This window comes from Micromonospora sp. NPDC049139, assembly GCF_055586845.1.
In genome coordinates this window covers 153569-171962 of record NZ_JBVJHK010000003.1, presented here as the reverse complement: position 1 = coordinate 171962, position 18394 = coordinate 153569, and the positions used below count along the sequence as shown (strand labels likewise).

Sequence of the window (18394 nt, the reverse complement as noted above, 5' to 3'; positions counted from 1 at the left end):
GGATGGAGCCTACGTTGCCCGGCTGGGCGCCACCGTCCGGAACGCGCGAGAACGGCCAGCGCGGCCACGAACGGGACGAGGAGCACCACCCCACCGCCCGGGGTGGGACGCACCGGGGGCGGGGCCCCGGTGGCGGCGGCGGGCGGATCGGCGACGTCGTCGAAGGTGGCCGGCACCGACAGCGTGCTCCACCGTGACGAGGGCCAGACCACCGCGAAGGCGCGGCCCACCACGTTGTCGATCGGCACCGGCCCCTGGCAGCGGGCGTCCTGGGAGACCAGCCGGTGGTCGCCCATCACGAAGATCTGCCCGGGCGGGACCACGACCTCCTCGAAGCGCCGGGACCGGCACTCGCGGGGGTTCGGCGGGATGTCGAGCGGCGAGTCCCGGATGACGTACGACGACTCGTCGAGCGGCGTGCCGTTGACCAGCACCCGGCCCTGGGCGTCGCAGCACTTGACGCGGTCACCGGGCAGCGCGATGACCCGCTTGATGAAGTCCTTCTCGCCGGGGCGGCTGACGCCGACCAGGTCGCCGACCGTCCGGCCGAGCTTGCCCACGAACCCGGGCTCCGGCTGCTTGTCGACCTGCGGGGCCCACCGGTCGGTGCCCCGGAAGACGACCACCTCGCCCCGCACCGGGTCGCGTACGTCGTATACGACCTTGTTGACCAGGACCCGGTCGCCGACGAGGAGCGTGTCCTCCATCGAGCCGGAGGGGATGAAGAACGCCTGGAGCAGGAAGGTGCGGATCAGCACCGCGAGGCAGAACGCGACGACCAGCAGCAGCGGCAGCTCCTGCCAGAGCGGCATCTGGCGGCGGGGACGTCGCGCCCGGCGGCGCCACGGGTCGACGGCGCCGTCCTCGTCCAGCGTCTGCACCACGCCACTCCCCGGTCAGCAGATATGACAACTACCGCCCGGGAGCCTCGTCGAGGCCCCCCGGGCGGTAGTGGACGTCTCTCCCGCCCTCGTGGCGGGACGTCGCCCGGCTGCGCCCGTACAACCAGGGTAGTGCGGTCCGGTCGGGACGACACACGCGCAGCTCGGGCGGCGTGGCGAGCGTGAGGTCAGCTCGGCTGCTTCTCGCGCTTCTCCTTGATCTTGGCCTTCTTGCCCCGCAGCTCGCGCAGGTAGTAGAGCTTGGCGCGACGCACGTCACCGCGGGTCACGACCTCGATCCGGTCGATGGCCGGGCTGTTGATCGGGTAGGTGCGCTCGACACCGACACCGAAGCTGATCTTGCGGACCGAGAAGGTCTCGCGCAGACCGTCACCCTGACGGCGGATGACGACGCCCTGGAAGATCTGGACACGGGACCGGTTGCCCTCGACGACCCGGGCGTGCACCTTGACGGTGTCACCGGCACGGAAGTCGGGGAGGTCGGTCCGCTTCGACTGGGCGTCAAGGGCGTCCAGGATGTTCATCGCTGCGTCCTCGTGAGGCTCACGGCGCACCGTCAATCGGCACGCGGGTGGGTGATTCTGATCCCCGGGTGTGGTCGGTGGCCCGACCTCGGTCGAGGATCCTCGCAGCCGTCCGCGGCGCGGCCGGTTGCGGCAACCCCCCTACTTTGCCACATCCCCCGGGGGCACCTGAAATCCGGCCCCGTCCAGCGCGGCGATGTCCCGTTTGTCCAGGCGCTCCGGGTCGAGCGCGGCGAGCATGTCCGGGCGGCGCCGGGCGGTGCGGGTCAGCGCCTGGTCCCGCCGCCAGCGGGCGATCCGCCCGTGGTCGCCGGAGCGGAGCACCTCCGGCACCTCCAGCCCGCGCCAGGTCGCCGGCTTGGTGTACATGGGGGCCTCCAGCAGCCCGTGGGCGTGCGACTCCTCGTCCAGCGAGCCCGCGTTGCCGAGCACCCCGGGCAGCAGCCGGGTGACCGCCTCCAGGATCACCAGGACGGCCACCTCCCCGCCGAAGAGGACGTAGTCGCCGAGGGAGACCTCGGTCACCGGCATCCGGGTGGCGGCGTGGTCGAGCACCCGCTGGTCGATGCCCTCGTACCGGCCGCAGGCGAAGAGCAGGTGCGGCTCGGCCGCCAGCTCGTGCGCCATCGCCTGGGTGAAGGGGGCACCCGTCGGCGCGGGCACCACCAGCCGGGGCGGGGCCACCTCCGCCGGGGCCAGGGCGTCGAGCGCCTCGCCCCACGGCTCCGGCCGCATCACCATGCCGGGCCCGCCGCCGTACGGCGTGTCGTCGACCGTGCGGTGCACGTCGTGGGTCCAGCTCCGCAGGTCGTGTACGGCCAGCCGCAGCGTGCCGTTCGCCCGCGCCCTGCCGATCAGCGACAGGTCCAGCGGGGCGAAGTACTCCGGGAAGATCGACACGATGTCGACGCGCATGCGGGGGTGCTCCAGCGGCTCTACAGGTCGAGCAGACCGGCCGGCGGGTCGACGACGACGCGACCGCCGGCGAGGTCAACCTCGGGGACGATCGCCTTGACGAACGGGATGAGCGCGGTGCGGCCCTCGGGGCGGCGCAGCACCAGCAGGTCGGAGGCGGGGGCGTGGTCGATCCGGTCCACCTCGCCCAGCCGCTCGCCGCCCGGGGTGACCACGGCCAGCCCGACGAGCTGGTGATCGTGGAACTCCTCCGGGTCCTCCGGTGGGGCGACGTCGGCGCTGTCGACCGCGACGAGGGTGCCGCGCAGCGCCTCGGCGACGTCCCGGTCCAGCACGCCCTCGAACGCCACCAGCAGCCGCCCCTGGTGCGAGCGGGCGGATTCCACGGTCAGCTCGGCGGGGACCCGGAACGGCTCCCCGTGCTCGGGCGCGGCCTGCTGCGGCGGCGCCGCTCCCGGCACGGTACGGAGTACCGAACCGGGAGCGAAGCGCGCCTCGGGCTCGTCGGTCCGCACCTCCACGGTGACCTCACCGCGGATCCCGTGCGGCTTGCCGATCCTGCCGACGATGAGCAGCATCAGTACGAGTCGACGATGTCGACGCGTACGCCGCGCCCGCCGATGGAGCCGATCACCTGGCGCAGCGCCTTGGCGGTCCGGCCGGACCGCCCGATCACCGTGCCGAGGTCCTCCGGGTGCACGCGGACTTCCAGCCGCTTGCCCCGACGGGAGTCGACCATCCGGACGCGCACGTCATCGGGGTGGTCGACGATGCCCTTGACCAGGTGCTCCAACGCCGGACGCAGAGGCATGTCAGGCCTGCTCACCGGCGTCGGCAGCGGCAGCCGGGGCCTCGGCCGGAGCCTCGGTCTTCGGCGCCTCGGCCGGGGCCTCGGCCTTGGCGGCCTTCTTAGCCGGCTTGGCCGGGGTCTCGGCCAGCCCGGCGGCGGCCTTCGCCTCGGCCTCGTACGCGGCGGTGCGGTCGACCCGCTCCGCGGCGACCTTCAGCGGCGGCGGGGCCGGCAGGCCCTTGAACTTCTGCCAGTCACCGGTCAGCTCCAGCAGCCGCTGCACCGCCTCGCTCGGCTGGGCGCCGACGGACAGCCAGTACTGGACCCGCTCCGACTTGACCTCGATCACCGAAGGGTCTTCCTTCGGCTGGTAGACCCCGACGAACTCGATCGCCCGGCCGTCGCGCTTGGTGCGCGAGTCGGCGACGACGATGCGGTACTGCGGGTTGCGGATCTTGCCCATCCGCAGGAGCCGGATCTTTACGGCCACAGTTGTTTCGCTCCTGTTGCGATCTCACCAGCCCTGACGAGGGCGGTGCACGGGTGAGCGCCGACCGGCACAGTGGGGTTTGGGCCGGAGACTGCTCGGTGGACTGGCGCGGTGCCCGGGTTAGAGGGCGCCGGACACACGCCGGATACCAGCCAGCCATTCTGCCAGATCGGGCCCGGATCTCTCACACCGGACCGCCCGGGGTCACCCGCGCAGCGACGGAAGTGACCGAAAACACACCTGCCGGGTCAGCGCACGGGGGCGCGGTCCCAGCCGGGCGGAAGCTCGTCCGGGGTGGTCCACTCCGGCGGCGGGACGAAGTCGCACCAGGTGCCGTCGAACGGGAACTCCCCCGCCTCGGCCAGCGCGATCACCCGCTTGCCCTCGGCCCGGACGGCGTCGGGGTCGGCGACCCAGTAGTGCGCGGGGAAGGCGAGCCGCTCGACGAACTCGTCCTCGTCCTTCCACTCCCAGCCCAGGTCCGGCCGGACGACCACGTCGAGGTCCTGGTCCACCATGTCGACCCCGGCGAGCACGCCGTCGTCCCAGCGCACCCCGGGCTCCTCCAGGTTGACGTACCAGGCGGCGAAGCGGTCGTGCGCGTCGCGGAACCACCACACCGAGTGGCTCGCCCCGGCGGGCAGGAACTTCAGCACGGGCGGGCCGTTCCACCGGCCGGCGGCCAGGCGGTAAAACGAGGCGACCCACTCGGCGAACGGCACCGCCCGCATGCCCAGCCCGGCCTCGGTGACCTCGCTCGCCACCGGGGAGTTCCGGGCCACCCAGAGCACCAGGCCCCGGTCGTCGTCGCTGACCACCCGGGCGGTACGCACCCAGCCGATCCGGCCCCGCCGCACGTTGCGGTGCACGATCAGCCGCCCCGGTTCGAATCTCACGCCCCGACCCTACCGCTGCCCGCCCCGCGAGCCCGCCCACCCGCTCCGGGTGTAAGGAAGGGCCCCTTCCTCTACCTCAGGCGTTAGGAAGGGCCCCTTCCTTACACCGCGCTCAGTAGGCGCGGGCCAGGATGGCGACGAGGTCCGGCTCGTCCTCGGAGTCGGGCACGGAGCCGTCGGCGCGCACCAGGCAGCGCACGGTGACGCCCTGCCCGTTGGCCTCCGCCTCGCCCTGGACGCCGACCGCCGACCACGGCACCCGGGCCCAGCCGGTGGCGGCCGCCTCGATCGCCTCGGCCAGCGTCGACACCTCGACGGTGCGGGACTGGCGGTGCGCCAGGGCCTGGTCGTGCAGCGCCTGCTGGTCGGCGTCGAGGGCGGCCAGCACGGTGGTGACCACGTCGGCCACGGCCGTCGGGGACTTCGAGCCGTCGGTGCGCCGGACCACGACGGCGTTGCCGGCGGCCAGGTCGCGGGGGCCGACCTCGACGCGTACCGGATAGCCGCGAAGCTCGGCGTCGACGGCCCGGCGGCCGAACGGGGTGTCGGTGCGGTCGTCGAGCGCGACCCGGACGCCGGCGTCGCGCAGCGCGTCGCGCAACTTGGTCGCCGCCTCTCCGACGCCCTCGCCGTCCTTGACCACCATGACGTACGCCTGCACCGGCGCCAGCTTCGGCGGCACCCGCAGGCCGTTGTCGTCGCCGTGGCACATGATCAGGCCGCCGAGCATCCGGGTCGAGGTGCCCCAGGAGGTCGTCCAGGCGTGCTCCCGACCGCCCTCGGCCGACGAGTAGCTGATGTCGAACGCCTTGGCGAAGTTCTGCCCCAGCTCGTGGCTGGTGCCGAGCTGGAGGGCCTTGCCGTCACCCATCATGCCTTCGCAGGTGTAGGTGGCGGTCGCGCCGGCGAAGCGCTCGCGGGCCGTCTTCAGGCCGACGACCACCGGGATGCCGAGCACGTTGACCATCAGGTCCTCGTACGCCTCGTGCAGGATCCTGCGGGCGTAGGCCCGCGCGTCGGAGCGGGTGGCGTGGGCGGTGTGCCCCTCCTGCCACAGGAACTCGCTGGTGCGCAGGAAGACCCGGGGGCGCAGCTCCCAGCGGACCACGTTGGCCCACTGGTTGAGCAGCAGCGGCAGGTCCCGGTAGGAGTCGATCCACTTGGCCATGAACTCGCCGATGACGGTCTCGCTGGTGGGGCGCACCACGACCGGCTCGGCGAGCTGCTTGCCGCCGCCGTGGGTGACCACCGCGAGCTCCGGCGAGAAGCCCTCGACGTGCTCGGCCTCCCGCTTGAGGTAGCTCTCGGGGATGAAGAGCGGGAAGTACGCGTTCTCCGCGCCCGCCGCCTTGATCCGGGCGTCCATCTCGGCCTGCATCCGCTCCCAGATGGCGTAGCCGGCCGGCCGGATGACCATGGTCCCCCGGACCGGGCCGTTGTCGGCCAGCTTCGCCTTGGCGATCAGGTCCTGGTACCAGCGGGGAAAGTCCTCCGCACGGGGAGTGAGCACGCGTGCCATGACCGCACATCCTATGCGTCGGCCATCCGGACGGCGCGATCGGGCGCGGTGTCGTCGTCAGCTGCCGGGACGGCCGGGTGCGGCGGGCCGGGGGCGTACGCCACCATGGCAGCGTGAACAACGGCAGCCGGTCCAGGGACGCGATCGTCGACGCCGCCCGGGCGCTGACGGTCGCGAGCGGTTGGGACGCCGTCCGGATGGGTGCCGTCGCACGGGCGGCCGGGGTCAGCCGGCAGACGGTCTACAACGAGTTCGGCAGCAAGGCGGGGCTGGCCGAGGCGCTCGCCCGGCGGGAGGTCGACCGGTTCGTCGGCGACGTGCGCGCCCTCCTGCGCGCACACGGCGACGACGTCCGGGCGGCCGCGCACGCCACCATCTCGCACACCCTCACGCAGGCGGCCGGCGACCCGTTGATCAAGGCCGTCCTGACCAGCACCGGGGGCGGCTCCGACGAGCTGCTGCCCTACCTGACCACCCGGTCGGAGCTGGTCCTGACCGAGGCCACCGAGGTGCTCCTGGAGTGGGCCGACGGCGTGCTGCCGGGCGCCGACCGGGCCGCGGTCGCCTTCGCCACGGACTCGGTCGTCCGGTTGGTGATCAGCCACATCGTCCTGCCCGGCGCCCCGGTCGCACAGACCGCCGCCGCCCTCGCCGACCTGGCCGTGTACCTGCTCCTGCACGCGGTCACCCAGGGCGCCCACACCGGCTGACCGGAGCGGGAGCGCCCACGCGCCGGCTCGCCGGCGGGCGGGCACGGCAGGTCAGCGGACGACGCGACCGCGCAGCACGATGCGGGCGGGGCTGCGCACGGCGCGCAGGTCGGCGCGCGGGTCCTCGGGATAGACGACGAGGTCCGCCAGACCGCCCTCGACCAGGCCGGGAAAGCCCAGCCACTCGCGGCCCCGCCAGGACGCGGCGGCGAGGACGTCCACCGCCGACATGCCGGCCTGCTCGTGCAGCAGCATCATCTCCTCGGCAGCCAGGCCGTGGTCGATGCCGCCGCCCGCGTCCGTGCCCACGTAGATCGGCACCCCCGCCTCGTACGCGGCTCGCACCACCTCGGGGAAGCGGTCGCGCAGGGCGAGCATGTGGTCGGCGTACCCGGGGAACTTGGGCCGGGCCTGCTCGGCGATCCCGCCGAAGGTGCGGATGTTGATCATCGTGGGGACCAGGGCGGTGCCCTGCCGGGCCATCAGGTCGATCAGGTCGAGGCTCAGGCCCGTGCCGTGCTCGACCGAGTCCACTCCGGCCCGCACCATGATCTCCACGGCCGACTCGCTGAAGGTGTGCACCGCGGCGCGTACCCCGGCGGCGTGCGCGGCCGCGACGGCCGCGGTCATCGTGTCGGCGTCCCAGGACGGCGCCAGGTCCCCCACGCCCCGGTCGATCCAGTCGCCGACCAGCTTGACCCAGCCGTTGCCGGCGGCCGCCTGCGCGGCGACCGTGTCGGCGACCTCCGCCGCGCCGACCTCCACGCCGATGTCGCGCAGGTAGCGCTTCGGCGGCGCGACGTGCCGGCCGGCGCGGGCCAGGCGCGGCAGCTCCGGCTCGTCGTCGAGTTCCGGGTACGGGTACGGCGAGCCGGCGTCGCGGATGGCGAGCACCCCGGCGTCGACGTCGGTGCGGGCCAGCTCGCGGGCCTGGTCGAGGGAGGTGATCGGCGCCCCGCCCCGGGCGATGCCGATGTGGCAGTGCGCATCGATCAGGCCGGGCAGCACGAAGCCGCCGTCGACGATCGTCTCCGCGCCGGGCACCGGTTCGAAGGTGACCCGGTCGCCGACCAACCAGAGGTCCCGGACCTCGTCGTCGGGCAGCAGCACGCCGCGTACGTGCCAGGCCATGCGTCCTCCGGTCGGTGGGCGAAAGAGCGGTCTGCGGCCATTCTTCCCGGTCGGCGTGGGCCGGTCCCGGCCGGGCCGTCCCCAGCGGGCGACAGGCCGCCGGGGTGACCCGGGCATCGGCGCTCTCGCCCCGCCGTGAGGCCCGGCCGGGCCTGGTGTCCTGGCCGGTGGCACGGAAGCGGGGCCCGGCCGGTCACGGCCGGGCCCCGCCCGTGTGGATGGTGCGGTCAGTCGCCGTCGCGCGCGAGCAGCCCGGCCCGCCGCGTCGTCAGCGCGGGCAGGTCGACGGAGACCTTCCAGGGTCGCTCGGTGACGAAGAGGTCCTCGGTGTGGGTCACCACCTCGTACTCGCCGGTGGGGCCGAGCGTGTATTCCGTCAGGGTCATCCGCTCGTGCAGCGGGTCGACCACCCAGTACGTCCGCACCCCGGCGTGCGCGTAGACCTTCGCCTTGTCGTAGAGGTCGCGGAACGTGGAGGTCGGCGAGAGGACCTCGACGGCCAGCAGGGCGTCCTCGACGGGGACGGGCGACCGGTCGGCGTGTTCGCGGCGGATCGCGACCACGTCGGGGCGGGGCTCGTTGCGGCGGTCGATCCGCATCGACAGGTCGATGCTGACCAGGTAGTCGGCGGGGCAGTTGACCCGGAGTGCGAGCAGCAGCTCGACGCACAGGTCCTGGTGCACGGCGGTGGGGGACGGCACGATCAACCTTCCGTTGACCAACTCGTACGGAAGGTCCTTCGGCAGGTCACCGAGGTCGTCAACCGTCCACTCCGACCGCTCGGGCAGGATGGGTGCCACGGTCATGACTCCTCCTTCCAGGGGCGACATCACCCTAGGCAAGGATGACGTCACCCGCCGCCAACGACACGCCTCAGCGGGGCCGGCCGTCGCCGCCCTTGCCGAGCTTGTTGAAGTCGATCTTCGGAAGCTTGAAGCCCGGGGGCAGGCCCTGGCCGGCGGCCAGGTCGTTCGGGTCCATCCCCGGCGGGAGCTGCGGCATGCCGCCCGGGAAGCCGCCCGGCAGGCCGGCGCCCGCCCCGGCGCGCGGCCGACCGCCGCCCTTGGTGCCCTTGCGCTTGTTCTTCGGCGACTTGGTCGCCTTGCGCCGGCCGCCGCCGGGCAGGCCCATCATGCCGCCCATCTGCTTCATCATCTTCTGCGCGTCGGCGAAGCGGTTGAGCAGCTGGTTGACGTCCATCACGGTGACGCCGGAGCCGTTGGCGATGCGGGCCCGGCGGGAGCCGTTGATGATCTTCGGGTTGGTGCGCTCGCCCGGCGTCATCGACCGGATGATCGCGGTGACCCGGTCGAAGTGCTTGTCGTCCAGCTCCGCGAGCTGGTCCTTCATCTGCCCCATGCCCGGCATCATGGCCAGCACGTTGGCGATCGGACCCATCCGGCGGACCGCGATGAGCTGGTCGAGGAAGTCCTCCAGGGTGAACTGCTCGCCGCCCATCAGCTTGGCGGTCATCTTCTCCTTCTGATCGGCGTCGAAGGCCTGCTCGGCCTGCTCGATCAGAGTGAGGACGTCGCCCATGCCCAGGATCCGGCTGGCCATCCGGTCGGGGTGGAAGACGTCGAAGTCCTCCAGCTTCTCGCCGGTGGAGGCGAACAGGATCGGCTGCCCGGTGACCTCCCGGACCGACAGCGCGGCGCCGCCGCGGGCGTCGCCGTCGAGCTTGGAGAGGACCACGCCGGTGATGCCGACCCCGTCGCGGAACGCCTCGGCGGTGCGCACGGCGTCCTGACCGACCATGGCGTCGATGACGAAGATGACCTCTTCGGGGTCGACGGCGTCGCGGATGTCGGCGGCCTGCTGCATCATCTCGGCGTCGATGCCCAGCCGGCCGGCGGTGTCGACGATGACGATGTCCCGGGCCGCCCGCTTCGCGTGCTCGATCGAGGCGCGGGCGACCTGCACCGGGTCGCCGACGCCGTTGCCGGGCTCGGGGGCGTACACCTCGACGCCGGCGCGGCCACCGAGCACCTGGAGCTGCCCGACGGCGTTGGGGCGCTGGAGGTCGGCGGCGACGAGCAGCGGCTGGTGCCCCTGGGCCTTCAGCCAGCGGGCCAGCTTGCCGGCGAGGGTGGTCTTGCCGGAACCCTGGAGACCGGCCAGCATGATCACGGTCGGCGGCTGCTTGGCGAACTGGAGCCGCCGCCCCTCGCCACCGAGCACGTTGACCAGCTCGTCGTTGACGATCTTGATGATCTGCTGGGCGGGGTTGAGCGCCTGCGAGACCTCGGCGCCGCGCGCCCGCTCCTTGACGTTCGCGATGAAGCCCTTGACCACCGGCAGCGCGACGTCCGCCTCCAGCAGCGCGAGGCGGATCTCGCGCGCGGTGGCGTCGATGTCGGCGTCGGTGAGCCGACCCTTGCCGCGGAGCTTGGTGAAGATCCCGGACAGGCGGTCACTCAAGGTGTCAAACACGCGAACATCCCGTTTGTCGTTTTCGGCGGGCACAGGGCGGCCGGGCAGGTGTCCAGCCCACCGCTAGGGTAGCCCGCCGCCCGCACCCGCGCCTCCGGCCCAGGCCCGCCCCCGCCGCCCCGGACGGTCAGGAGGCGACCAGGCCGGACTGGTAGGCGAAGACCACCAGCTGGGCGCGGTCCCGGGCGCCCAGCTTGACCATGGCCCGGCTGACATGGGTCCGGGCGGTCGCCGGACTGACCACCAGCCGCTCGGCGATCTCGACGTTGCTCAGCCCCTCGCCGACCAGCCCCACCACCTCGCGTTCCCGGTCGGTGAGGGTGCCGAGTCGGGGGTGCGGGCGGGGCACCCGGGCCGGCCGGGTGGCGAACTCCCGGACCACCCGCCGGGTCACCGACGGGGAAAGCAGCGCCTCCCCGTCGGCGACCAGCCGGATCGCCCGCAGCAGCTCGGCCGGGCGGGTGTCCTTGGTCAGGAAGCCGCTGGCCCCGTGCCGGAGCGCGTCGAAGACGTACTCGTCCAGTTCGAAGGTGGTCAGCACGACCACCCGGGTGCCGGCGAGCGCGGGGTCGGCGACGATCCGGCGGGTCGCCTCGATGCCGTCGACGCCGGGCATCCGGACGTCCATCAGCACCACGTCGGGGCGTTCCCGGCGGGCCGCCTCGACGGCGGCGAGCCCGTCGGCGGCCTCACCGACCACGGTGAGGTCGTCCTCGCTCTCCACCAGGGCACGCAGCCCGATCCGGACCAGGTCCTGGTCGTCGGCGAGCAGCACCCGGATCATGTGACCTCCTCCACGGGCAGTGTGGCGGACACCCGGAAGCCTCCGGCGGAGGCGGGGCCGGCGGTGAACGACCCGCCCAGCGCGGTGACCCGCTCGCGCATGCCGGCCAGCCCGTAGCCGGGCCGGTCCGTCGAGGCGGCCGGGCCGCGGCCGGTGTCGGTGACCTCCACGGCCACCTCGGTGGGCGCGTACCGGAGCGAGACCGTGGCGGTGGCCGGGCCGGCGTGCCGCAGCACGTTGGTCAGCGCCTCCTGCACCACCCGGTACGCGGCCAGGTCCACCGCGACCGGGAGCGGGCGCGGCGCCCCGGCCACCTCGACGGTGACCGGGAGCCCGGCGCCGGCCAGCCGCTCGCGCAACTGCGGGAGCTGGGCCAGCCCGGGCGCGGGGGCGCGCTCGTCGGCGGCCTCGTCGCGGCGGACCACGGTCAGCGTCACCCGCAACTCGTCGAGCGCCTCCTTGCTGGTCCGGCTGATCGCGGTGAACGCCGCCTCGGCCTGCTCGGGCTTGCGGGCCAGCAGGTGCAGGGCGATCTCGGCCTGGAGGTGGATGGCGGCGAGCCCGTGCCCGACCACGTCGTGCACCTCCCGGGCCACCCGCAGCCGCTCGGCGTCGGCCAGCCGGCGCGCCTCGTCGGTGCGGCTCCGCGCCGCGTTGTCCCGGCCGAGCCGCACGGTGACCCCCACGGCGAAGGGCACCACCACCCAGGCGGCGGCCGGCATCAGCCCGACCAGACCGGGCGGGCGCACCCCGACGAAGACGTGCGTGAGCAGCACGAGCAGCGCCACGCCGTTGGCCACCGCCGCGACCCGCACCGGCCGGTACGCGGCCGTGGTGTAGACCGCGACGAGGAACGACAACAGGATCGGGCCGTACGGGTAGCCGAGCACCAGGTAGGCGGTGCTCGCCGCGGTGGCCACCGCCAGGGTGACCAGCGGCCAGCGCCGGCGCACGGCCACCGCGAGCGCGGCCACGGCGACCAGCGGGTAGGTGGCCCGGCCGGTGCCCACGCCCTGGTTGAGGCCGGCCGGCGCGGTGCCGGCCAGCCCGATCACCAGCAGGGCCAGGGCGATGAGGCCGTCCAGGAGCCGGCGGCTCCAGTCGCCACGCTCGCGCTCCACGTCCCCTCCCCCGCCCCGCCTCAGCCGATGTCCCGCCGGCGCAGCAGCACCGCGCCGACCGCCGCGAACCCGACCAGGTACGCGGCCACCACCACGGCCGCCTGCCCGCCGCCGACGGTGGCCGCGACCCCCGGGGTGTCCCCCGGCGCGCCGAGCGCGGCGGCCAGCGACCCGGCGTTCGGCCCGGGCAGCCCCTCCTGCGCCTTCGCCACCCAGTCGACCAGCGGCGCGGCGATCGCGGCGAGCAGGTTCTGCACCGCGAGCATCCACACCAGGCCCAGCCCGACCGGCAGCGCCACGGCGCGCAGCGCGACGGCGAGCACGGCACCGAGCATGGCCCACATCGTCGCGATGAGCCACCCCGCCCCGATCCCGGTGAGCAGGTCGCCGACCGGCGGCCAGGTCACCGGCTGCGCCTCGGCGGAGGCGATGAGCAGGCTGGTCACCGCGCCGACCGCGAACACGGCGAGCACCACGGCCAGCGCGGCGGCGGCCAGGGCGAGCAGCTTGCCGGCGTACACCTCCAGCCGGGTCGGGCCCTGGGTGAGCACGGTCTTCCAGGTGCCCCAGCCGTACTCGCCGCCCACGGTGAGCACGCCGAGGATCAACAGGATCGCGCCGAGGAAGACCGGCAGGCCGCCGAGGGAGTTCCCGACCAGGTGGTCGGGGAGCAGCGCGGGCAGCGCCCGGTCGGTGTTCGGCCCGTCGGTGCCGCCGGCGAGGCCGGCGTACGGGAAGACGTAGGTGAAGATCAGCGAGAGCACCAGCGTGATGGCCAGCAGCAGCCAGGTGGCCGGCCGCCGGACCAGCTTGACCGTCTCGGCGCGGAAGCTACGCGACATCGGCCGTTCCCTTCTCCACGAGGTCGAAGAAGACCTGTTCCAGGTCCCGTTCCCGGGGGCGCAGCTCGCGCACGGCGAGCCCGGCCCCGACCAGTTCGGCGTTGAGCCAGGCGGCCCGGTCCGGCGCGACGGCCAGCTCCAGCCCGCCGTCGACCACCCGGACCCGCTCGGCGCCGACCAGTTCCCGCGCCCGGGCGGCCGCCTCGTCTAGCGGGTCGGCGAGCAGCCGCAGCCCGGCCGCTCCGCGCAGCTCGGCGACACTGCCCTCGGCGACCAGCCGGCCCCGGGCGATCACCCCGACCCGGTCGCAGACCTGCTCCACCTCGCCGAGCAGGTGGCTGGAGACCAGCACCGTGCAGCCGGCCGCGCCGAGCCGGCGGATGAGGGTGCGCATGTCCGCCATGCCGGCCGGGTCGAGGCCGTTGGTCGGCTCGTCCAGGATCAGCAGGCGGGGGTCCTTCAGCAGCGCGGCGGCCACGCCGAGCCGCTGCTTCATGCCCAACGAGTAGCCGGCGTAGCGGTCGCCGGCCCGGTCGGCCAGGTCGACCAGGTCGAGCACGAGCGCGACCCGGTCGGCGCCGACCCCGGCGTAGCGGGCCAGCACCCGCAGGTTGTCCCGGCCGGAGAGGTACGGGTAGAACGCCGGCCCCTCGATCAGCGCCCCTACCCCGGTCAGCCGGCCGGCGGTGGGCGGCCGGCCGAGCAGCCGGACCGTGCCGGCGGTGGGCTGGACCAGCCCGAGCAGCATGCGCAGGGTGGTGGTCTTGCCGGCGCCGTTGGGGCCGAGGAAGCCGTACACCTCGCCGGCCTGGACGGTGAGTTGGAGGTCCTGCACGGCGGTCAGGCCGCCGTACCGTTTGGTGAGCCCTTCGGTCTGCACTGGCAGGTTCATGCCCCGAGCGTGCCGCCGCGCCGCTCTCGGCACGTCGCCCCGACGGCGGCTGTCGGCGTACGTCGGGGGACGTAGCCGCCCTCAGACGGCGGCCAGCACCGCGGCCTCGACGCGCTCCCGTTCCGCCTCGGAGGGCCAGCCGCCGACGAGGTAGAACGCGTCCACCACGTCGCCGCCGAGGGTGGAGATCCGGGCGGCCCGCACCTGGGCGCCGGCCTCGTCGAGGGCGCAGGCGACCCGGTAGAGCAGGCCCGCCGCGTCGGCGGCGCGCAGCTCCAGCAACACGGCGTCGGTGGCCGCCTCCCGGTGCCAGACCACCCGCGGCGCGGCCCCCTCGGCCCGCGCCGCCAGGGCCCGGCCGCGCAGCCGCTGGGTGACCGAGACGTCGCCGTTCACCGCGCGGCGCAGGTCGGCGCCGAGGGCGATCGGGTCGGGGGCCAGGCCGTAGCGGGGCTGCACCCGGCACTCGACCAGGGCCCGGCCGTCGACCGTGGCGGCGTCGGCGGAGATCACCTCCAGCCGGTGCAGGGCCAGGCACCCGGCCACCGTCGCGAGCAGGCCGCGCCGGTCCGCCGCGGCCACCGCCACCCGGTCCCCGGTCAGGTGTACGACCGGCAGGGGCCCCGCCAGCAGCGCCGGGTCCGGGACGGGCGGGGCGGGCAGGGCGCCGGTGTCCAGCGCCGTGCGGACCCGGGCGACCAGCTCGGCGACCAGCCGGCCCTTCCAGTCCGACCAGGCGGCCGGCCCGGTGGCCGCGGCGTCGGCGCGGACCAGGGCGTGCAGCAGGTCCAGGGTGGTGGTGTCGCCGACCCGCTCGGCCACCCCGGAGATGGTGACCGGGTCGGCGAGGTCCCGCCGGGTGGCGACGTCGGGCAGGAGCAGGTGCAGCCGGACCAGCGTGCCGATCAGCGCCACCTCGGGCTCGGGCAGGCCGATCCGGGCGGCCACCGCCTCGGCCAGCGGAGCCCCGAGCGTGCTGTGGTCCCCCGGCAGCCCCTTGCCGACGTCGTGCAGGAGTGCGCCGAGCAGCAGCAGGTCGGGACGGTCCACCTCGCGGGTGTGCCGGCTCGCCTCGTACGCGGTCTGCACGAGGTGCCGGTCGAGGGTGAACCGGTGCACCGGGTTGTGCTGCGGGAGGCTGCGCAGCCGGGTCCACTCGGGCAGCCAGCCCTCGATCAACCCGTACCGGTCGCAGGTCTCCCAGGCCGGCACCAGGCCGGGACCGGCGCCGAGCAGGGTGACGAGCGCGGCCCGGGCCTCGGCCGGCCACGGCGCCGGCAGCGGCGGACAGTACCCGGCCAGCCACTCGCAGGTGGCCCGGGCGATCGGCAGCCGGGTGGTGGCCGCGGCGGCGGCGACCCGCAGCGACAGGCTCGGGTCGGGTCGCGCGCCGATCGCGGTGCGGGCCAGCACCAGCTCGCCGTCGTGCTCCACGACGTCCCGGGCCACCGGCCGGCGCACCGGGCGCCCGTCGACCCCCCGGCGGCGGCCCGAGCGGAGCCGGTCGGCGGCGCGGAAGGCGTCGTCGAGGGCGTGGCTGACGGTCCGGGCGTCCCCGGCCACCCGGCGCAGTAGCGCGTCGCCGTCCTCGGCGACCGCTCCGGCCCGCAGCCCGGCGTGGGGCGCGTCGGGCGCGGGTTGGCGCAGCCCGGCGTCGGGCCCGCCGGGCGCGGGCTGGCGCAGCCCGAGCAGCGCGGCGACGCCGTCGCGTTCCTGGGCGACCAGCCGGTCGACCCGGCGGCCGACCCGCACGTGCAACGCGTCCCGGGTGTCCAGCAGCCGCCGGTGCGCGGCGCGGACGGCGGGGCGCAGCGCGTCGGTGATCCCGGCGGTGGCGATCGCCCGCAGGATGCCCACGTCGCGCAGCCCGCCGGCGGCCTCCTTCAGGTCGCCTTCCAGCAGGAAGGCCAGCTCGCCGTGGGCCTCCCAGCGGGCGGCGGTGACCTCCCGCAACCCGGGGAGCTGCCGTACGGCGGTGCGCCGCCAGTGGTCGACGGCGGACCGGACGAGCGTGTCGGCGAGGGCGGCGTCCCCGGCGACCAGCCGCGCGTCGAGCAGCCCGAGGGCGACCTTCACGTCGTCCTGGGCGACCGACAGCGCCTCGGCGACGGTGCGGACGGAGTGGTCGAGCCGCAGCCCGGCGTCCCAGACGGGATACCAGACCGCCGCGGCGAGCTCGTCCACGCCGGGCACCCCGGCGTGCAGCAGCACGAGGTCGAGGTCGCCGTGCGGGGCGCACTGCCGCCGTCCCAGCCCGCCGACGGCGACGAGCGCCACGCCGGGCCGGTCCGGCAGCAGCGCGCGCAGCCACCGGTCGTGGGCGTCGGCGCGCGCGGCCCGGGCCGCCTCCCCCACGCCCCCGTTCGGGCCGACGAACCCGTCGACCGGGAGGGCCGGGCCGCCGTTGCCGGCGTGGCCCGACGCGTTCCTCCCGGTCGACGAGGTCATGTCGGTCGTGGCCCGGTCAGAGCGCGTCGAGGCCGCGCTCGCCGGTGCGGACCCGGACGACCTCGTCGACCGAGGTCACCCAGACCTTCCCGTCGCCGATCTTGCCGGTCCGGGCGGCGGCGACGACGGCGTCGACGATCTTCTCCAGGTCGATCTCGTCGGTGAGCACCTCCACCCGGATCTTGGGCAGGAACTCGACCGTGTACTCGGCACCCCGGTAGACCTCGGTGTGCCCCTTCTGCCGGCCGTAGCCCTGGACCTCGCTGACGGTCAGGCCGGCCACGCCGAGGGCGTGCAGGGCCTCCTTCACCGCGTCCAGTTGGTACGGCTTGATGACCGCGGTCACCAGCTTCATGTCCAACCCCTCCATCACAGGAACGTTAACCGGCGATCTTCTCGTCGACCGGCTCGGCGACCGGCTCGGCGGGGGACGCGGCGGGCGCGGCCTGTGCCGCCGTCTGCTTGGCGCCGGTCAGCCCGGCCATGGCGAAGGCGCTGCCGCCGCCGCCCGCGGCCGGCGACAGGTCGTAGCCGCTCTCGGCGTGTTCGGCGATGTCGATGCCGCCGACCTCGTCCTCGGCGCGGAGCCGGAAGCCGATGGTCTTCTCGATCGCGACGGCGAGCACCCAGGCCACCGCGAAGGACCAGACGGTGACGATCAGGCCGGCCAGGGCCTGCCGGCCGAGCTGGGTCACCCCACCACCGTAGAACAGGCCGTCCGAGGCGCCGATGACGTCGGTGATCGCGCCGTTGACCGAGTTGGTGGCGAACAGGCCGAGCCAGAGCGACCCGATCCAGCCGCCGACGAAGTGCACGCCGACCACGTCGAGCGAGTCGTCGTAGCCGAGCTTGTACTTGAGGCTGATCGCCAGCGCGCAGACCGCCCCGGCGACGACGCCGAGCAGCACCGCCGCCCAGGGTGCGACGAAGCCGCAGGCCGGGGTGATGGCGACCAGGCCGGCGACGGCGCCGGACGAGGCACCGACCAGGGTCGGCTTCCTGTCCTTGATCCACTCGACGGCGATCCAGCCGAGCACCGCGGCGGCGGTGGCGAGCTGGGTGTTGATGAAGGCCAGGCCGGCGACCGAGTCGACGGTGAGCTCGGAACCGGCGTTGAAACCGAACCAGCCGAACCAGAGCAGCCCGGCGCCGAGCGCGACGAGCGGGATGTTGTGCGGCTTCATGCCCTCCCGGGGCCAGCCGAGCCGCCTGCCGAGCACCAGGGCCAGGGCTAGGGCCGCCGCGCCGGCGTTGATGTGCACGGCGGTGCCGCCGGCGAAGTCGAGCGCGTGGATGTCGCCGCCGATGATGCCGCCGCCCCACACCCAGTGCGCGACCGGGAAGTAGACCAGCGTCGCCCAGCCGAACGCGAACAGCAGCCAGCCGGCGAACTTCGCCCGGTCGGAGATCGCGCCGCTGATCAGCGCGACGGTGATCACGGCGAAGACCATCTGGAAGGCCATGAACACGTAGAGCGGGACGCCGATGCCGCTCGGGTTCTCCGCCGTCGCGCCCCAGAGGTCGGTCTCGGCGAGGAAGGTCTTGGTGCCGAGGTAGGCGCCCGGGTCGCCCCAGAAGCCGTTGACATCGCTGCCGAACGCGATGCTGAAACCGTAGAACCACCACAAAACGGAGATGAGCCCGATCGCGGAGAAGCTCATCATCATCATGTTCAGTACACCCTTGGCCCGGTTCAGGCCGCCGTAGAACAGCGCCAGTCCGGGCGTCATGAGCAGCACGAGCGCCGTCGACACCAGCAACCAGACGGTGTTGCCGGAATCGATCGTGGGTGCGTCGGGCACGCCGGCCTCCTAAAGGTGAAGTCCCTCCTTCCCGGCTTCCGGGGCAGCGTCGCCCGTACGCCGGATGCGCGGAAGCCTGCTCGCTCCCTGTTTCCCCCAGCGTCACCCGTCGATTTCCGGACGGTGACGCCTTGTTTCGGACGTGTGAAGACAACCTCACCGCCGGCAGGAACGGCCCTCGGCGGGACGGACCGG

18 protein-coding genes and 1 pseudogene are annotated in these 18394 nt (G+C 74.2%); 1 reads left to right on the top strand and 18 read right to left on the bottom strand.

Features of this window, described 5'->3' with window-relative positions; all coding sequences use genetic code 11:
* Nucleotides 1-9: 9 nt before the first annotated feature.
* The 8 genes and pseudogenes from lepB to proS form a co-directional block, all read right to left on the bottom strand.
* Nucleotides 10-884, bottom strand: a pseudogene (gene lepB, locus ACZ6Q9_RS07590) (signal peptidase I).
* Nucleotides 885-1069: 185 nt separating this feature from the next.
* Nucleotides 1070-1426 (bottom strand): 50S ribosomal protein L19, encoded by a 357-nt coding sequence (gene rplS, locus ACZ6Q9_RS07585; RefSeq protein WP_089001547.1) that lies wholly within the window; start codon nt 1424-1426, stop codon nt 1070-1072.
* A gap of 141 nt (nt 1427-1567) precedes the next feature.
* The gene (trmD, locus tag ACZ6Q9_RS07580; protein ID WP_357453369.1) at nt 1568-2341 is read right to left on the bottom strand and encodes a tRNA (guanosine(37)-N1)-methyltransferase TrmD; all 774 of its coding nucleotides are present in this window, start codon (nt 2339-2341) and stop codon (nt 1568-1570) included.
* 20 nt (nt 2342-2361) lie between these two features.
* Complete coding sequence (rimM, locus tag ACZ6Q9_RS07575; protein WP_393267015.1) at nt 2362-2916, bottom strand: ribosome maturation factor RimM; 555 nt, start codon at nt 2914-2916, stop codon at nt 2362-2364.
* Nucleotides 2917-2918: 2 nt separating this feature from the next.
* Entirely contained in the window at nt 2919-3179 is a 261-nt protein-coding gene (locus tag ACZ6Q9_RS07570) for an RNA-binding protein (protein ID WP_172862164.1), read from the bottom strand.
* Nucleotides 3154-3621, bottom strand: coding sequence for a 30S ribosomal protein S16 (rpsP, locus tag ACZ6Q9_RS07565; RefSeq protein WP_393266730.1), 468 nt, complete (start codon nt 3619-3621; stop codon nt 3154-3156). Before rpsP ends, ACZ6Q9_RS07570 begins: the two co-directional genes overlap by 26 nt.
* Before the next feature lie 248 nt (nt 3622-3869).
* Complete coding sequence (locus tag ACZ6Q9_RS07560) at nt 3870-4517, bottom strand: ribonuclease FAU-1 family protein (RefSeq protein WP_396828302.1); 648 nt, start codon at nt 4515-4517, stop codon at nt 3870-3872.
* A 112-nt stretch (nt 4518-4629) separates the two neighbouring features.
* Nucleotides 4630-6036: a proline--tRNA ligase gene (gene proS / locus ACZ6Q9_RS07555; protein ID WP_396828303.1), complete on the bottom strand. Its 1407-nt coding sequence runs from the start codon at nt 6034-6036 to the stop codon at nt 4630-4632.
* 113 nt (nt 6037-6149) lie between these two features.
* On the opposite strand from proS, the gene ACZ6Q9_RS07550 reads away from it, so the two are divergent.
* On the top strand, nt 6150-6746 hold the full coding sequence (locus ACZ6Q9_RS07550; protein WP_396828305.1) for a TetR/AcrR family transcriptional regulator: 597 nt from the start codon (nt 6150-6152) through the stop codon (nt 6744-6746).
* Between the two features lie 51 nt (nt 6747-6797).
* On the opposite strand, the gene ACZ6Q9_RS07545 is transcribed toward ACZ6Q9_RS07550, so the two are convergent.
* The 10 genes from ACZ6Q9_RS07545 to ACZ6Q9_RS07500 form a co-directional block, all read right to left on the bottom strand.
* Complete coding sequence (locus ACZ6Q9_RS07545) at nt 6798-7877, bottom strand: amidohydrolase family protein (RefSeq protein ID WP_396828307.1); 1080 nt, start codon at nt 7875-7877, stop codon at nt 6798-6800.
* A 227-nt stretch (nt 7878-8104) separates the two neighbouring features.
* Nucleotides 8105-8683, bottom strand: a complete 579-nt coding sequence (locus ACZ6Q9_RS07540; RefSeq protein WP_357695256.1) for a Uma2 family endonuclease — start codon at nt 8681-8683, stop codon at nt 8105-8107.
* A 67-nt stretch (nt 8684-8750) separates the two neighbouring features.
* Nucleotides 8751-10310 carry a signal recognition particle protein gene (ffh, locus tag ACZ6Q9_RS07535; protein ID WP_357695258.1) on the bottom strand — a complete coding sequence of 520 codons (1560 nt, stop codon included), beginning with the start codon at nt 10308-10310 and terminating at the stop codon, nt 8751-8753.
* 127 nt (nt 10311-10437) lie between these two features.
* Complete coding sequence (locus tag ACZ6Q9_RS07530) at nt 10438-11094, bottom strand: response regulator transcription factor (protein WP_393266744.1); 657 nt, start codon at nt 11092-11094, stop codon at nt 10438-10440.
* A complete protein-coding gene (locus ACZ6Q9_RS07525) occupies nt 11091-12215 on the bottom strand; it encodes a sensor histidine kinase (protein WP_396828309.1) in 1125 nt (374 codons plus the stop codon). Before ACZ6Q9_RS07525 ends, ACZ6Q9_RS07530 begins: the two co-directional genes overlap by 4 nt.
* A gap of 20 nt (nt 12216-12235) precedes the next feature.
* The gene (locus ACZ6Q9_RS07520; RefSeq protein ID WP_393266748.1) at nt 12236-13057 is read right to left on the bottom strand and encodes an ABC transporter permease; all 822 of its coding nucleotides are present in this window, start codon (nt 13055-13057) and stop codon (nt 12236-12238) included.
* Nucleotides 13047-13949, bottom strand: coding sequence for an ABC transporter ATP-binding protein (locus tag ACZ6Q9_RS07515; RefSeq protein WP_396828311.1), 903 nt, complete (start codon nt 13947-13949; stop codon nt 13047-13049). The genes ACZ6Q9_RS07520 and ACZ6Q9_RS07515 overlap by 11 nt, the downstream gene beginning before the upstream one ends.
* Nucleotides 13950-14030: 81 nt before the next feature.
* Nucleotides 14031-16304, bottom strand: a complete 2274-nt coding sequence (locus ACZ6Q9_RS07510) for a [protein-PII] uridylyltransferase (RefSeq protein WP_396828431.1) — start codon at nt 16302-16304, stop codon at nt 14031-14033.
* A 109-nt stretch (nt 16305-16413) separates the two neighbouring features.
* Entirely contained in the window at nt 16414-16752 is a 339-nt protein-coding gene (locus tag ACZ6Q9_RS07505) for a P-II family nitrogen regulator (RefSeq protein WP_357453746.1), read from the bottom strand.
* A gap of 25 nt (nt 16753-16777) precedes the next feature.
* On the bottom strand, nt 16778-18199 hold the full coding sequence (locus tag ACZ6Q9_RS07500; RefSeq protein WP_396828313.1) for an ammonium transporter: 1422 nt from the start codon (nt 18197-18199) through the stop codon (nt 16778-16780).
* Nucleotides 18200-18394: the final 195 nt, after the last annotated feature.

Excerpts from the sequence above, each read along its gene's own strand:
- rplS (WP_089001547.1), bottom strand. The coding sequence starts at position 1,426 with ATGAACATCCTGGACGCCCTTGACGCCCAGTCGAAGCGGACCGACCTC.
- trmD (WP_357453369.1), bottom strand. The coding sequence starts at position 2,341 with ATGCGCGTCGACATCGTGTCGATCTTCCCGGAGTACTTCGCCCCGCTG.
- proS (WP_396828303.1), bottom strand. The coding sequence starts at position 6,036 with ATGGCACGCGTGCTCACTCCCCGTGCGGAGGACTTTCCCCGCTGGTAC.
- ACZ6Q9_RS07545 (WP_396828307.1), bottom strand. The coding sequence starts at position 7,877 with ATGGCCTGGCACGTACGCGGCGTGCTGCTGCCCGACGACGAGGTCCGG.
- ACZ6Q9_RS07540 (WP_357695256.1), bottom strand. The coding sequence starts at position 8,683 with ATGACCGTGGCACCCATCCTGCCCGAGCGGTCGGAGTGGACGGTTGAC.
- ACZ6Q9_RS07530 (WP_393266744.1), bottom strand. The coding sequence starts at position 11,094 with ATGATCCGGGTGCTGCTCGCCGACGACCAGGACCTGGTCCGGATCGGG.
- ACZ6Q9_RS07520 (WP_393266748.1), bottom strand. The coding sequence starts at position 13,057 with ATGTCGCGTAGCTTCCGCGCCGAGACGGTCAAGCTGGTCCGGCGGCCG.
- ACZ6Q9_RS07515 (WP_396828311.1), bottom strand. The coding sequence starts at position 13,949 with ATGAACCTGCCAGTGCAGACCGAAGGGCTCACCAAACGGTACGGCGGC.
- ACZ6Q9_RS07505 (WP_357453746.1), bottom strand. The coding sequence starts at position 16,752 with ATGAAGCTGGTGACCGCGGTCATCAAGCCGTACCAACTGGACGCGGTG.